We start from the raw sequence: 14,772 nt of genomic DNA, 5'->3' as shown, positions 1-14,772 counted from the left end.
CCCGACCCGACGGCCCCGCGGGGTCGTCTTCCGAAACGCCGACCGGTGTCCGCGACCCGCCCCCTCCAGGGCCGCGAGCCGGTCGGCGTTGCCGTGCGCGGACCCGCCCTCGCTCAGGCCAGCCGGCGCGGACCGGTGTCGAAGCGGCTGGGCTCGGGGCCGATGCGCGCGCGGGCGTAGATGATCTCCGCCGAGGCGGGCGCCGCCAGCACCGGGTCGCAGGACAGTTCACGCAGCTGCGGCAGGTCGTCGAACAACGCCGAGATGCGTTGCGCGAGTTCGGCCAAGGCGGCCTTGTCGACCGCGGGACCGCCCGCCCCACCCGAGAGCAGCGGCGCCGCACGGGGCGCGTCGATCAGAGCGGAGGCCTCCTCCTCGGTCAGCGGTAGCGCCCGGTAGGCGCGATCCCCCAGCAGGTCGATGATCATGCCCGAGAGCCCGAACTGGATGACCGAACCGAACGAGGGATCGTCGGTGACCCGCAGGACACAACCCACCCCCTTGGTGGCCATCTGCTGCACGTGCAGCAGCGGATCGCCGCAGATCTCGACCAGATCGGTGTAGGCCTGGCGCACCGCCTCCGGACCCCAGAGATCCAGTCGGACACCGAGCAGATCGGGGCGGCGCCGCCACAGCTCACCGGTGGCCTTGGCCGCGACCGGATAACCGAGTTCGGCAGCGGCCGCGACCGCCTCCTCGGCACTGCGCACCGCCCGGAACGCCACCACCTCGATGCCGTAGCAGCGCAGCAACTGGACCGCCTCGTCGTCGGTGAGCCAGCGTCCCCCCGATTCGGCCAGCCAGCCCTCCACCAGTGCGGCCGCCGCCGCGGTGTCGATGCCCGGCGGGCGCCGCACCGGAGACACCGGCCGGTCCCGCCAGCGCGCGTAGCGTTCGACCCGGGCCAGCGCCCTGGCCGCGCGCTCGGGGTCCGGATAGGACGGGATCGAACCACGGGCGGGCGCGGCTCCCGTCGTACGGACGGCGAGCAACCGCGGAATGCCCGATTCGGCGACGAAGGTCGTCAGCATCGGTTTGCCGTGCCCGGGGGCCGACGCCGCGGCCGCGCGCAGGGCGTCGGCGAAACCGCCCATCGGCACCGGGACCGGCGGGGCCACGACGGCGATGACGGCGTCCACGTCCTCGCTGCGCAGGGCCGCCTGCACCGCCTCGCGATAGTCGGCAGGGGTGGCCTCGGGACCCAGATCGACCGGTCCGCCCACCGCGTGCGTGTGACCCGCGTGGGCGTCGCGTTCGGTCGGCCGGGCACCGGGCCCACGGTCCACGCGGGTCGCGGGCCGGTGCACCCGCAGACCTTCGCTGTGCGCGGCGTCGATGGCCAGCCAGTTCAGTGCGGCGCTGTTGCCGATCACCGCCACCCGCGGCCCGCGCGGCAGCGGCTGGGTGGCCAGCAGGGCCGCGCAGTCGAACAGTTCGGAGATGGAGTCGACCTGGATGATCCCGGCCTGGGCGAACAGGTCCCGGACCACTGTGCGGTCCATGTCCGCGCCCGCCGCGAGCCGGCCGCTGCTCACCGCGACGATCGGTTTGCCGCGGGCCACCCGCCGCGCCAGCCGGGAGAACTTGCGCGGGTTTCCGAAGCTCTCCAGGTAGAGCAGGATCACCTCGGTGTCGGCGGCGGTGTCCCAGTACTGCAGCAGGTCGTTGCCCGAGACATCGGCGCGGTTGCCCGCGGAGACGAAGGTCGACAGGCCCAGGTTGCGCGCCGCGGCCTCGCCCAGGATGGCCGCGCCGAGCGGCCCGGACTGGCAGAAGAATCCGATGCGCCCCCGCTCGGGCAGCACCGGGGCGAGCGTGGCGTTGAGCCCGATCGCGGGATCGGTGTTGGCGATCCCCAGCGCGCTGGGCCCGACCACCCGCATCCCGTGCCCGCGCGCGGCGGCCACCAGATCGTGCTCGGCGGCCAGCCCGTCGGCGCCGGTCTCACCGAAACCGGCGGTGAGCACCACCAGCCCCTTGACACCCTTGGCCATGCAGTCGTCGAGCACCGAGCCGATCGCGGCGGGCGGCACCGCGACCACGGCCAGGTCCACCTCGCCCGGGATCTCCCGCACCGTCGCGTAGGCCCGCACCCCGCGCACCGAGCGCCGGTTCGGGTTCACCGGGTAGACCGGCCCGCTGAACCCACCCGCCAGCAGGTTGCCCAGCACAGCGCCGCCGACCCTGGCCGGTTCGGGCGAGGCGCCGATGACCGCGACCGAGCCCGGGGTCAGCAGGTTGCCGACGCTGCGCGCCTCGGAGGCCGCCTCCCGCGAATCCCGTACGGTCCGTAGCGCTTCGGTGGGGTCGATGGCGAATTCCAGGTGCACCTCGGCGCCGTCGCGGCTGCGCTGCAACTGGTAGCCCGCCTCGCGGAAGACGGTGATCATGCCCTCGTTCTCGGCCAGCACCTCGGCCACGAAGGCGACCACCTCGTTCTCGGCCGCGGCGCCGGCGAGATGTTCCAGCAGCACCGAACCGAGCCCGCGGCCCTGATGCTCGTCGGCCACGACGAAGGCCACCTCCGCGGCCCGCGGGCCGGGGCGATCCAGCAGCTCGTAGCGGGCGACGGCGATGATCGCCTCGCCGAGCACCGCCACCAGCCCGACCCGGTCGTGGTAGTCCACGTGGGTGGTGCGGTACATGTCCTTGGGCGAGATCCGCGGGTACGGACCGAAATAGCGCAGATACCGGGTGCGTTCGGACAGGCCGGTGTGGAAGGTGGCCAGCGCCTCGGCGTCGGCGGGCACGATGGGCCGGATCCGCACCACGCCACCGTCGGCGGCGAGCACGTCACCGAACCACTGCGGCGGGGGCGCGGGCGGATTCGCCGGGGTGTCGGGGGTGTCGGGCAGCAGGGGCTCAGTCACGGGGATCCTCCGGGTCCAGGCCGAGCAGACCGAAGCTCGCGCGCCGGGTGGCGGTGATGGCGGTGTCGACCGCGCGCTGGGCCCGGATCTGATCCGCGTCACCGATCTCGGGGGTGCCGCCGGGCCCGTCCCAGCGGCGGTAGGCGGTGTCACCCCCGTCACCCATGGTCGTGGGTGGTTGCACGCGCGGGGCCACCGCGCGCACCTGGTCGATCCAGTCGGTGGGGATCGGGGTCGACGGATCCAGTGGCCGGTCCAGCGCGGCGGCCAGCAGGTGGGTCCAGGCCCGCGGAACCACCCGGACCACCCCGTAGCCGCCCCCGCCGATCGCCAGCCAGCGGCCCTCGGCGTAGCGGTCGGCGAGCTCACGCATGGCCAGGAAGGCCGCGCGCTGGCCGTCGACGGTGAGTTCCAGATCGGCCAGCGGGTCCTCCCGGTGGGTGTCCACCCCGCACTGGCTGACGATGATCTGCGGGCCGAACGCGGCCACCGCACCGGGCACCACCGCGTGGAAACCGCGCAGCCACTGGGCATCCCGGGTGCCGGGCAGCAGCGGCAGATTGATCGCGGTGCCCTCGGCCTCGCCCACACCGGTCTCCTCCGGCCAGCCGGTGTTGGGCCACAACGTCGCCGGATGCTGGTGCAGCGAGATCGTGAGCACCCGGGGATCGCCGTAGAACGCGCGTTGCACGCCGTCGCCGTGGTGGACATCGACATCGAGGTAGGCGATGCGGTCGAAGCCGTGGTCGAGCAGCCACGAGATCGCGATCGCCGCGTCGTTGTAGACGCAGAACCCCGCCGCCGAATCGGGCATGGCGTGGTGCATTCCGCCGCCGATGCTCACCGCGCGCCGGGTCCGGCCCGCCGCGATCTCCGCGGCCGCGGCCAGCGTGCCGCCGACGATCACCGAGGCCGCCTCGTGCATCCGGGGGAAGATCGGGTTGTCGGCGGTGCCCAGTCCGTACCGGGTGTCCTCGGCCGAGGGTGGCCCCGATCCGGCCCGGCGTACCGCGTCGATGTAAGAACTGGTGTGTACCCGCATGAGTTCGGCGCGGGTCGCCGCACCGGGGGTCAGCAGCTCGACACCGTCGAGCAGGCCCAGACTTTCGGCCAGTGACATGGTGAACTGCAGGCGCGCCGGTTTCATCGGATGCTCCGGGCTCCACGTGTAACCGAGGAATCGCTCGGTCCAGACGACGGTGCCCGCGTCGACACGGCGCGGCGATGTGACCATGCCCGCCACGCTAGCCGGAAGCAGCGGACCCCGTGCGGCGTTGACATGCAGTAGAAATAGGGCCGCCGGTCCAGCGGGCGAACAGGTGTTCGCGCGCGGGTAGAATTCCTGCCGACGAAGGGGTAACAGGTGAAGGATCTGGTCGACACCACGGAGATGTATCTCCGTACCATCTACGACCTCGAGGAGGAGGGCGTCGTGCCGCTGCGCGCGCGCATCGCCGAACGACTCGAGCAGAGTGGTCCGACGGTGAGCCAGACAGTCGCGCGGATGGAGCGCGACGGACTGCTGCTCGTCGCGGGCGACCGCCACCTCGAACTGACCGACAAGGGCCGTGCCATGGCCATCGCGGTGATGCGCAAGCACCGGCTCGCCGAGCGGTTGCTCGTCGACATCATCGGCCTGGACTGGGAGAACGTGCACGCCGAGGCGTGTCGCTGGGAGCACGTGATGAGCGAGGAGGTGGAGCGGCGCCTGATCGAGGTGCTCAACCACCCGACCACCTCCCCCTACGGCAACCCCATCCCCGGCCTCGACGAACTGGGTCTCGGTGACGCCCCGGCCGCCGAGGAGACCCTGGTGCGGCTCTCGGACCTGCCCAACGGCTCGCTGCACGCGGTGGTCGTGCGCAGGCTCGCCGAGCACATCCAGACCGATCCCGAGGTGATCGGCAGGCTGCGCGAGGCCGGTGTGGTGCCCGACGCGCGTGTCACCGTGGAGACCAAGCCGGGTGCGGTGCTGATCACGGTGCCGGGACACAGCGGTTTCGAGCTGTCGGAGGAGATGGCGCACGCCGTCCAGGTGAGGCTGGTCTGATCCGTGAAACTCCTGGTCACCGGCGGAGCCGGCTATGTGGGCGGCGTCTGCGCCGCGGTCCTGCTCGAACAGGGCCACGAGGTGGTCGTCGTCGACGATCTGTCGACCGGTAACGCCGCGGGCGTGCCCGCGGGCGCGCGGTTCGTCGAGGGCGACATCGCGGTCGCGGCCCCGGAGCTGCTGCGGGCCGAATCCTTCGACGGTGTCCTGCATTTCGCGGCGCAGTCGCTGGTCGGCGAGTCGGTGGAACAGCCCGCCAAGTACTGGCACGGCAACGTGGTCAAGACGCTGACGCTGCTCGAGGCGATCCGCGAGACCGCTACCCCGCGCCTGGTGTTCTCCTCCACCGCCGCGGTGTACGGCGAGCCGGAGCAGGTGCCGATCACCGAGACCGCGCCCGCCCGCCCGACCAACCCGTACGGCGCGAGCAAACTGGCGATCGACCATGCCATCACCTCCTACGCGGTGGCGCACGGTCTGGCGGCGACGAGCCTGCGCTATTTCAACGTGGCGGGCGCCTACGGCGGACTCGGTGAGAACCGGGTCGTGGAAACACATCTGATCCCCCTGGTGTTGCAGGTGGCCCTCGGGCATCGCAAGGCCATCTCGGTCTACGGCACCGACTGGCCGACGGCCGACGGTACGTGCGTGCGTGACTACATCCACATCCGTGATCTGGCGCAGGCGCATCTGCTGGCGCTGGGTTCCTCGCAGCCGGGCAGCCACCGGATCCTCAACCTGGGTTCGGGCACGGGTTTCTCGGTGCGTGAGGTGATCTCGGCCTGCGAGCGGGTGACCGGTCTGCCGATCGAGGCGATCGACGCCCCGCGCCGCGCTGGCGATCCGGCCGTGCTGATCGCCTCGAGCGAGCGTGCCGTGGCCGAGCTGGGCTGGCGGCCCGAGCACAACGATCTCGACGAGATCGTCACCGACGCCTGGGAATTCCTGCGTTCGCTGGGCGACGCGGCGCACAGCGCCCGCTGATCGCCGCGGCGCGGATTCACGGCTCGACCGGGCCGATGTCGACGCCGAGATCGGCGGCGATCTGGTGACCGCAGTGGGCGAGCTTGCGCAGGCTTTCGGGGCGCAGCCCGCTCTGCAGCGAGGTCTCGAGCAGGACCGCCATCGGATGGGTGGCGTCGGCGTCGACCGCGGCGGCCAGCGCGATGCCGGCGAACGGGCCGTCCCCGCGCAGATAGGCGCTGAAGCCCAGCAGCGCGGCGGCTTCGGCCCGGTCGGCGCCCGGTGTCGCCCGGGCCAGCTGCGCCCACAACTGCTCGGCGGCCTCGGCGTGATCGCCCAGCGCCAACCCGTACATCGCGTCGCGGATCGGCCGGTCGCGCAGCGTGGCGGCCAGCCGTGCCAGTTCCCGCTCGTCGCGGGGCACCCCGGATTCGGTGTCGGCGATCTGCCAGAGCACCCATTCCAGCGCGCGCCGCTGGAAGGCGGGCCCCTGACCGGACCGCTGCGCGGCGGCCAGCCGGTCGCGATAGTGCTGGACCGCGGGGTCGAGCAGTGGCCGCAGCCGCGCGCAGCGCAGCTCGTCGGCCGCGACCAAGGCCGTCAATTCGGTGCGTGAGCGGCGGATCTGCCTGCCGTCGAGCACCTGCGACACCGCGATCATCGAGGCCGCCGGGTCGCCGACACAGCCGTCCGCGCCCGGCTCGAACAGATTGCGGTACCGCTGACCGGCCGCGATGGCGGGCACCGACCAGGCACCGCGCACCGCGATCCCCTCGGCGCCGAGCGCGTCCAGCAGCACCGCGGTCCGCAGCAGCGCCGCCGCCGAGGACGGCGCGCGATCGTCGACGACGATCGCCAGCACCCCCGTCCCCTGTTCCCGGACCACCACCCCACTCACGCAGGCGGTGAACTGCTCGATGTGGCGGGGATCGCCCGCGCCGTCGAGATCGAAGCGGACGACGGCCTCGATCGCCGCCCCACCCACCTGGCCCGGCCCGTGCAGGACGGCGACGACCAGGGAACGTTCGGGAACGAAACCCAGCATGGCGGGGAGCGCGGCGATCAGGTCGCCCGCGTCCGCCACCCGCAGCAGCCTGCGCGGTATCTCACCGGGATAGACGGGGGTCGATTCGGCGCAGGTGAGCGCCCGGGGGAAGGGGCCGGTGCGCAGGGTCCGGCGGGGCGAGTTCGTCGAAGAGGTCATGGCTCCACAGTGCGCCGCGCCTACCACGATCCCGTCTGCGCGACCAGGGCTTTCAGTTGCCCTGTGGACAGCGGTTCGCCTGTGGAACACCGGGTGTACGAGCCCGTGCGGCCGGACGGATCTGTCGGACCGGCGTGGTAGAGGCCCGGCTCACTCGCCGCGCACCGAGCGCACGGTGGTCGCGAACAGCTCGTCCACCGCGGCCGCGTCCGGCGCCGTATCGCCGAATGTCATGGACGTCACCGTGATTCGCACATCACCGAGTTGGCCGACCGAGGTCTGCATGGTCTGGGTCAGCCCGGCGCCGCCCACCTCGGGAACCACGGTGCGGCGCAACGACACCGCGTCGTCGGCACCCTCGGGCACCGTCGCGCCGACTGTCGTGGACACCACCGATTCCGCCCCGGCCCGGCTGACCCGGATCTGCTCGCAGCCGACGAGCCGCGCGCGCAGTTCGCCCAGCGTTTCCGTGGTCCGCGACAGTTCGACCGTCAGCGAGGTCCTGGTGGCGTCGTCGTTGCCGACGGCCACCGCGGCCGGTTCGGCACCGGGTTCGGGTTCGGGCGGGGTGCACGTGGCCGGTCGCACGGTCGCACCGGCGCCCACGCCGTCGAGGTCGCCGACCGCCGCCGCGGCCGCCTGCGGCGGGAGCACGACCGCGGGATAGCGAGCCGGGAACCGGTCCGGGGCGGGCAGCAGATCGGCGAGCGCGCCCTCGACGTGCTGCACGGCGACCGCGCTGCCGGCCACCGGCGTGCCGCTGACGCTCTGACCGCATCCCGCCAGCACCGCGACCGCGCCGACGGCCAGGCCGCCCAGCAGCCCGCGCGCGATCCACAGCGCACGGCCCGGTGTCGTCTCCACCACGTTCACACGTTCCACTGTGCCGCACGGCGTGGATCCGGCCGCGGCCGCCACGCCGGGAATTCGAGGGCGCCGCACGCTGTTGACCCTCGGAGACGAGCCGTCCTCCGGCCGTGTGCAGGGCGAGTGCTCGTATGGGGGACAATGGAGAACGCCTCCCCCGCCGCGAGCGATGGTGGACCGCGCAGGAAGGAGAACCGCGATGGATGACCAGTCGCACATGTACGAGCTGGAGTTCCCGGCACCGCAGCTGTCCTCGGACGACGGTGCGGGCCCGGTACTGGTCCACGGCCTGGAAGGCTTCACCGACGCCGGACACGCCGTCCGCTTGGCGACCACACACCTGCGCGAGAGCCTCGAATCCGAGCTCGTCGCCTCCTTCGACGTCGACGAGCTGCTCGATTACCGCTCGCGCCGTCCGCTGATGACGTTCAAGACCGACCATTTCTCCGATTACGCCGAGCCCGAGCTGAACCTGTGGGCGCTGCGCGATACCGCGGGCACCCCGTTCCTGCTGCTGTCCGGCCTGGAGCCGGATCTGCGCTGGGAGAAGTTCACCACCGCGGTGCGGCTGCTGGCCGAACAGCTCGGTGTGCGGCGCACGATCGGCCTGTCGGCCATCCCGATGGCCATTCCGCACACCCGTCCGCTGGGCGTGACCGCGCACTCCTCGGACCGGTCGCTGATCGGCGAGCATCAGCGCTGGCCCGGCGAGCTGCAGGTGCCGGGCAGCGCCTCCTCGCTGCTGGAGTTCCGGATGGCCCAGCACGGGCACGAATCGGTCGGGTTCTCGGTGCACGTGCCGCACTACCTGGCCCAGACCGACTATCCCGAGGCCGCCCAGACGCTGCTCGAGAACGTCGCCGAGAACGCCGGCCTGGAGCTGCCGCTGGCGGCGCTGGGCGAGGCCGCGGCGCGGGTGCGCGAGCAGGTCGCCGAGCACATCGCCGGCAACGAGGAGGTCGAGACGGTGGTCCACGCGCTGGAACGCCAGTACGACAGCTTCGTGACCGCGCAAGAGGGCCAGTCGAGTTTGCTGGCCGGTGACGGCGAGCTGCCCAGCGGCGACGAACTGGGCGCCGAGTTCGAGCGTTTCCTGGCCGAACAGGGCGGTTACGGCGACACCGCCGCCGACGGCAAGGACTGAGCACCCGACCCACTAGGGTGGTCGGAGTGGATCTGACCGACCTGCTCGACATTCCCGGGACCGACGCCGACGCCCTCTACGAGTCGTTCGCGCTGTGGGCCGACGAGCAGGGCACCACCCTGTATCCGGCGCAGGACGAGGCGCTGATGGAGCTGGCCTCGGGCGCCAATGTCATCCTGGCGACGCCGACCGGGTCGGGCAAATCGCTCGTCGCGGTCGGCGCGCACCTGTTCGCCATGGCCAACGGGCAGCGCAGCTACTACACCGCGCCGATCAAGGCGCTGGTCAGCGAGAAGTTCTTCGCGCTGTGCGAGGTGTTCGGCGCGGAGAACGTCGGCATGGTCACCGGTGACGCCGCGGTCAACGCCGACGCCCCGATCATCTGCGCGACCGCCGAGATCCTGGCCAACCTGGCCCTGCGCGAGGGCGCGGCCGCCGAGGTGGGCCAGGTGGTGATGGACGAATTCCACTTCTACGCCGACCCCGACCGCGGCTGGGCGTGGCAGGTGCCGATCGTCGAGCTGCCACGCGCGCAGTTCCTGCTGATGTCGGCCACGCTGGGCGAGGTCGATTTCTTCGCCACCGACCTGGAGCGCCGGACCGGCCGCAGTACCGCGGTCGTCGCCGGCACCGAGCGCCCGGTCCCGCTGACGTTCTCCTACGTGCGCACCCCCATCACCGAGACCCTCGAAGAGCTGGTCACCACCCATCAGGCGCCGGTGTATGTCGTGCACTTCACCCAGGCGGCCGCCCTCGAGCGCGCCCAGGCGCTGACCAGTGTGAACTTCGCCTCCCGCGCCGAGAAGGACGCGATCGCCGCAGCCATCGGCGAGTTCCGCTTCGCGGCGGGCTTCGGCAAGACGCTCTCGCGCCTGATCCGCCACGGTATCGGCGTGCACCACGCGGGCATGCTGCCCAAGTACCGCAGGCTGGTGGAGAAGCTGGCCCAGGACGGGCTGCTGAAGGTGGTGTGCGGCACCGACACCCTCGGCGTCGGCATCAATGTCCCGATCCGCACCGTGCTGCTGACCGGGCTCACCAAATACGACGGCGTGCGCACCCGCAGGCTCAAGGCCCGCGAGTTCCACCAGATCGCCGGACGCGCCGGGCGCGCCGGGTTCGACACCATGGGCACCGTGGTGGTGCAGGCCCCCGAGCACGAGGTGGAGAACGCGCGCCTGCTCGCCAAGGCGGGCGACGATCCCAAGAAACAGCGAAAAGTCCAGCGCCGCAAGCCACCCGAGGGTTTCGTGTCCTGGAGCGAGGAGACCTTCGACCGGCTGGTCACCGCGCAACCCGAGCCGATGGTCTCGCGGTTCACGGTGACGAACTCGCTGCTGCTCAATGTGATCGCCCGCCCCGGCAACTGCTTCGACGCCATGCGGCACCTGCTCGAGGACAATCACGAGCCGCGCCCCGCCCAGCGCAGGCACATCCTGCGCGCCATCCGGCTCTACCGCGCGCTGCGCGATGCCGGTGTGGTGCAACAGCTCTCCGAACCCGACGCCCAGGGCCGGATGGCCCGGCTCACCGTCGACCTGCAGCGCGACTTCGCACTCGACCAGCCGCTGTCGCCGTTCGCGCTGGCCGCCTTCGAACTGCTCGACCGCGAGAGCCCCACCTACACCCTCGATGTCGTGTCGCTGATCGAGGCGACCCTCGAGGACCCGCGTCAGCTGCTGATGGCCCAGCAGCACAAGGCCCGGGGCGCCGCGGTGGCCGAGATGAAGGCCGACGGCATCGAATACGAGGAGCGCATGGAGCTCCTGGAAGAGGTCACCTGGCCCAAGCCGCTGGCCGAGCTGATCGAGCCCGCCTTCGAGACCTATCGCGCGGGGCACCCGTGGGTCTCGGAGTTCGCGCCGTCGCCGAAGTCGGTGGTGCGCGACATGATCGAGCGCGCGATGACCTTCGCCGAGCTCATCTCGTTCTACGAGCTGGCACGCTCGGAGGGCGTGGTACTGCGCTATCTGGCCGACGCCTACCGCGCGCTGCGGCGCACCGTGCCCGAGGCCGCGCGCACCGACGAACTCGACGACCTCACCGAATGGCTCGGCGAGCTGATCCGCCAGGTCGACTCGAGCCTGCTCGACGAATGGGAACAGCTCACCAACCCGGGCGCGGAGACCGACACCGAGCAGGTCGCCTTCGGCGCCGAGGCGGTGCGCCCGATCTCGGCCAACGAACGCGCCTTCCGGGTGATGGTGCGCAATGCCATGTTCCGCCGGGTGGAACTGGCGTCGCGGCAACGCTGGGACGAACTGGACGAACTCGCCCCCGGCACCGACTGGGCCGAGGACCTGGCGCCCTATTTCGACGAGTACGACACGCTCGGCACCGGTCCGGACGCGCGCGGGCCGCAGCTGTTCCAAGTGGAGAAGCGTCCCGGCTTCTGGCACGTGCGCCAGGTGCTCGACGACCCCGCCGGCGACCACGGCTGGGCGCTGACGGCGATCGTGGATCTCGACGAGTCCGATGCCGCGGGCGAGGTCGTGTTCGACGAGGTCACAGTCTCGGCGGGGTGAGTCATACCGGATCCGCATGGACCCATATGACGAATGTTTGACGGATTCGTTTTTGGGTAGGCGCCGCTGATACTCTCTCCCGGCCGCCGACCGAAAGTTCAACTATGCCCGAATCCCCGTACCTTGTCATCTACCCCGAACGGGTACGTGCCAACTACCGAGCCCTCGACGCCGCACTGGCGGCACCGGGCACCCGGATCAGGTACGCGGTGAAGGCGGCACCGGTCGACGAGCTCCTCACCCTGCTCGCGGACGAGGGCGCGGAGTTCGACGTCGCCAGCCTCGGCGAGATCGACCAGTGCCTGCGCCTGGGCATCGACCCGGCGACGCTGTGCTACGGCAACCCGATCAAGAAGAGCGCCCACATCGCGCGCGCCTTCGCCCTCGGTGTGCGCCGCTACGCCTTCGACACCGAGGACGACCTCACCCGGATCGCCGAGCACGCGCCCGGCTCCGAGGTCGAGTGCCGGTTCCTGTCCTCGGCCCCGCAGTCGCGCACCCCGTTCGGCACCAAGTTCGGCTGCGCGCCCGCCGAGGCGCTGCGCCTGCTGGTGCGCGCCCGCGATCTCGGCCTGGCCGTCGGCGGCCCCTACTTCCATGTCGGCTCCCAGCAGCTCGATCCGGCCGCCTGGCGGATCGGGATCGAGCAGGCCGGGCAGATCGTGAGCGCGCTGGCGGCCAAGGACATCACCGTCCCGGCGGTGAATGTCGGTGGCGGACTGCCGATCTCGTATGCCGACGCGGCGCCGGAGCTGTCCGCGATCACGGCCGCGATGCGCGCGGCCGCCGCGCGGTTCCTGCCCGCCGACACCGCCTTGATCGTCGAACCGGGCCGGGCGCTGGTGGGCGACGCGGGCACGATTCACGCCGAGGTCGTCGGCGTGCGATTCGCGCCGGACGGACGGCGCTGGGTGTATCTCGACATCGGCCGCTACAACGGTATGGCCGAGACGGAGAACGAGTACATCGCCTATCGCTTCGTCACCGATCGCGACGGCGATCCGGTGTCGGAGGCGGTGGTCGCGGGTCCGACCTGCGACGGCGACGATGTACTGTATCAACGCACGAAGGTCCTTCTGCCGACCACGTTGCGAGCCGGTGATCAGATCCAGATCCTCGACACCGGCGCCTATACCGCGAGTTATTCGTCGGTGTCCTTCAATGGTTTTCCGCCCTTGACCGTTCATGTCTCGGGCGCTGAGCGAGAGTGAGTTTGCCATGACGGCGGAATTCACCGGCTGGCACGTGCTGGCCGAGTTCGGTGGTGTCGACACAGACCTGTGTGACGATCTCGAACGACTCGAATCGGCGTTGCGTGAGTCTCTGATCGCGGCGGGCGTCACCATCTGCGATGTCGTTCACAAAAAGTTCGATCCGCAGGGGGTGACCGTCCTCGCCCTGTTGTCGGAGTCCCACGCCTCGATTCACACCTATCCGGAGTCCGGCGACATCTTCGTCGACGTCTTCACCTGCGGCAGCATCGGCGCGGGCGCGACGAAGGCGGTGGAACTCCTGCGAGACAAGTTGTCTCCCAAGGACGTTCGGATGAAGGTCGTCCAGCGCGGCCACGGTGCCGAGAAGATCTACGAACCGGTGGGCGACGGCCTGACCCGGATCTGGGATCTGCACGAGGTGATCGTGGACACGAACACCCCGTTCCAGCACATGGTGATCGCGCGCACCGATCAGGGCATCTCCCTGTTCTCCGACGACGACCGACAGTCCACCGAGTTCTCCCAGCTCACCTACCACGAGGCCATGATGGTCCCGGCGTTCGTGCTGGCCGAGAAGCTGGACCGGGTGCTGATCATCGGTTCCGGCGAGGGTGTGGCCTCGCAGATGTCGGTGGCGGCCGGGGCGAGCCTGGTCGACCACGTCGACATCGACCAGCGCGAGGTCGAGCTGTGCGCGCGGCACCTGCCCTACGGCTACACCCCGCAGGAGCTGGCCGCGGCCGTGGCGGGCGAGGGCCCGGTGCACGTGCACTACGCCGACGGCTGGGACTTCCTGGCCAAGGCGCAGGAGGCGGGCACCCGCTACGACGTGATCGTCATCGACCTGCCCGACGAGCGCGTCGAGGACGCCCAGCACAACCGGCTCTACGAGGCGGAGTTCCTGTCCCGATGTAAGGCGCTGCTGGCTCCCGGCGGTGTGCTGTCGGCCCAGGCCGGGTGCGCGACCATGTGGCGCAACGAGACCCTCGAGCGTTCGTGGGGCCGGTTCCACGAGCAGTTCGCCACCGTGGTGCCCTACGGCAGCGACGAGCACGAGTGGACCTTCCTGTTCGGCCTGAACGAGAAGATCGACGACCCGGTGCGCGGCATGACCGACCGGCTGGCCCTGCTCCCCTACCGCGCCGAGACCATCGACGCGCGGGCACTCGAGCGCGGCGCGATCGAGCCCTACGCCCTGCGCCGCTGAGCGCACGACGACACCGAAGGCGGTGATCCGGACAATCCGGGTCACCGCCTTCGTCGTTGCCGGGACTCGCCCGCCGATCCGTGAATCCGGTGCCGCGGGGCACCGGATGTTGGCACCATGCGAAGTGCACCGCTTCGAGCAGAATCGAGTCGTCCCATGACACCGTTGTCCGCCGCCGGCCTGATGCCGGTGCGCCGCCCCTCCGATCACCGTCCCCGCCTGGACGGGCTGTCCGCGGCGGGCGTCGCGACGTTCCGCGCGCTGTTCGACCGGGCTCCCGCGACCTCGGCCGCCGACTTCGCGCGCCTGGACGGCGATGTGTCGATGCGGTCGTTCCCCGGCGCCGCCGAGCGCGTGCTCGGCCCGCTGATGGCGCGGCCGTCCTATTTCTGGGTGGCGAAATCGCTGCGTCATCTCGATGACGGCACCGCGTTGGGGCACAACGTCTTCCGCGTGCTCGGCGGTGTACGCGCGCTGAATTTCGTGGCGAGGGTGGGTGATTCGGTGATCGACGGCCGGGCGGCGGTGCTGTTCGACTACGACGACCCGCGCGTGGGATCACGCCGACCGGCGCGCCGCATCTACGACGAGCTGCGCGAGATCGAACCGGATCTGTGGCTCGGTCCGAGCTACTTCCTGACCGGGGCCAAGCGGGTGCCGATGGGCTGGTTCGCCCTGGACGCCTCGGTCCCGTTCGACGGTCCGGCCTGAGCACGCGACCGGCGGGC

The 14,772-nt window shown here is 71.1% G+C and carries 11 protein-coding genes; 7 read left to right on the top strand and 4 right to left on the bottom strand.

The window, feature by feature from the left end; genetic code table 11:
• Positions 1–113 precede the first annotated feature (113 nt).
• On the bottom strand, positions 114–2,870 hold the full coding sequence (locus tag ACWEMY_RS00395) for a bifunctional acetate--CoA ligase family protein/GNAT family N-acetyltransferase (protein WP_452388247.1): 2,757 nt from the start codon (positions 2,868–2,870) through the stop codon (positions 114–116).
• The gene (locus ACWEMY_RS00390) at positions 2,863–4,104 is read right to left on the bottom strand and encodes an acetoin utilization protein AcuC (protein ID WP_452388246.1); all 1,242 of its coding nucleotides are present in this window, start codon (positions 4,102–4,104) and stop codon (positions 2,863–2,865) included. The genes ACWEMY_RS00395 and ACWEMY_RS00390 overlap by 8 nt, the downstream gene beginning before the upstream one ends.
• A gap of 129 nt (positions 4,105–4,233) precedes the next feature.
• Between ACWEMY_RS00390 and ACWEMY_RS00385 the strand changes: the two genes are divergently transcribed.
• Positions 4,234–4,920: a metal-dependent transcriptional regulator gene (locus ACWEMY_RS00385; RefSeq protein ID WP_375929061.1), complete on the top strand. Its 687-nt coding sequence runs from the start codon at positions 4,234–4,236 to the stop codon at positions 4,918–4,920.
• A gap of 3 nt (positions 4,921–4,923) precedes the next feature.
• Positions 4,924–5,904 (top strand): UDP-glucose 4-epimerase GalE, encoded by a 981-nt coding sequence (gene galE, locus ACWEMY_RS00380; protein WP_452388245.1) that lies wholly within the window; start codon positions 4,924–4,926, stop codon positions 5,902–5,904.
• Between the two features lie 16 nt (positions 5,905–5,920).
• Here galE and ACWEMY_RS00375 read toward each other — a convergent pair whose 3' ends face one another.
• Both ACWEMY_RS00375 and ACWEMY_RS00370 read right to left on the bottom strand, forming a co-directional pair.
• Entirely contained in the window at positions 5,921–7,087 is a 1,167-nt protein-coding gene (locus ACWEMY_RS00375; RefSeq protein ID WP_452388244.1) for a DUF4192 domain-containing protein, read from the bottom strand.
• Positions 7,088–7,237: 150 nt separating this feature from the next.
• Positions 7,238–7,960: a sensor domain-containing protein gene (locus ACWEMY_RS00370; protein ID WP_452388243.1), complete on the bottom strand. Its 723-nt coding sequence runs from the start codon at positions 7,958–7,960 to the stop codon at positions 7,238–7,240.
• Positions 7,961–8,153: 193 nt separating this feature from the next.
• Here ACWEMY_RS00370 and ACWEMY_RS00365 point away from each other — a divergent pair, with 193 nt between their 5' ends.
• The 5 genes from ACWEMY_RS00365 (at position 8,154) to ACWEMY_RS00345 (ending at position 14,755) form a co-directional block, all read left to right on the top strand.
• Positions 8,154–9,098, top strand: coding sequence for a proteasome assembly chaperone family protein (locus tag ACWEMY_RS00365; protein WP_336081751.1), 945 nt, complete (start codon positions 8,154–8,156; stop codon positions 9,096–9,098).
• Between the two features lie 26 nt (positions 9,099–9,124).
• On the top strand, positions 9,125–11,623 hold the full coding sequence (locus ACWEMY_RS00360) for a DEAD/DEAH box helicase (RefSeq protein WP_452388242.1): 2,499 nt from the start codon (positions 9,125–9,127) through the stop codon (positions 11,621–11,623).
• 104 nt (positions 11,624–11,727) lie between these two features.
• The gene (locus ACWEMY_RS00355) at positions 11,728–12,834 is read left to right on the top strand and encodes a type III PLP-dependent enzyme (RefSeq protein ID WP_375929071.1); all 1,107 of its coding nucleotides are present in this window, start codon (positions 11,728–11,730) and stop codon (positions 12,832–12,834) included.
• A gap of 7 nt (positions 12,835–12,841) precedes the next feature.
• Positions 12,842–14,044 carry an adenosylmethionine decarboxylase gene (speD, locus tag ACWEMY_RS00350; RefSeq protein ID WP_452388241.1) on the top strand — a complete coding sequence of 401 codons (1,203 nt, stop codon included), beginning with the start codon at positions 12,842–12,844 and terminating at the stop codon, positions 14,042–14,044.
• A 156-nt stretch (positions 14,045–14,200) separates the two neighbouring features.
• Complete coding sequence (locus ACWEMY_RS00345) at positions 14,201–14,755, top strand: hypothetical protein (protein ID WP_452388240.1); 555 nt, start codon at positions 14,201–14,203, stop codon at positions 14,753–14,755.
• Positions 14,756–14,772: the final 17 nt, after the last annotated feature.

It is taken from the genome of Nocardia sp. NPDC004415, from assembly GCF_053602435.1.
The sequence above is the reverse complement of the archived record's forward strand: the minus strand, read 5'-3'. Positions and strand labels throughout refer to the sequence as shown.

Coding starts and splice junctions, on each gene's coding strand:
- ACWEMY_RS00390 (WP_452388246.1), bottom strand. CDS start 4,104: ATGGTCACATCGCCGCGCCGTGTCGACGCGGGCACCGTCGTCTGGACC.
- ACWEMY_RS00375 (WP_452388244.1), bottom strand. CDS start 7,087: ATGACCTCTTCGACGAACTCGCCCCGCCGGACCCTGCGCACCGGCCCC.
- ACWEMY_RS00365 (WP_336081751.1), top strand. CDS start 8,154: ATGGATGACCAGTCGCACATGTACGAGCTGGAGTTCCCGGCACCGCAG.
- ACWEMY_RS00355 (WP_375929071.1), top strand. CDS start 11,728: ATGCCCGAATCCCCGTACCTTGTCATCTACCCCGAACGGGTACGTGCC.
- speD (WP_452388241.1), top strand. CDS start 12,842: ATGACGGCGGAATTCACCGGCTGGCACGTGCTGGCCGAGTTCGGTGGT.
- ACWEMY_RS00345 (WP_452388240.1), top strand. CDS start 14,201: ATGACACCGTTGTCCGCCGCCGGCCTGATGCCGGTGCGCCGCCCCTCC.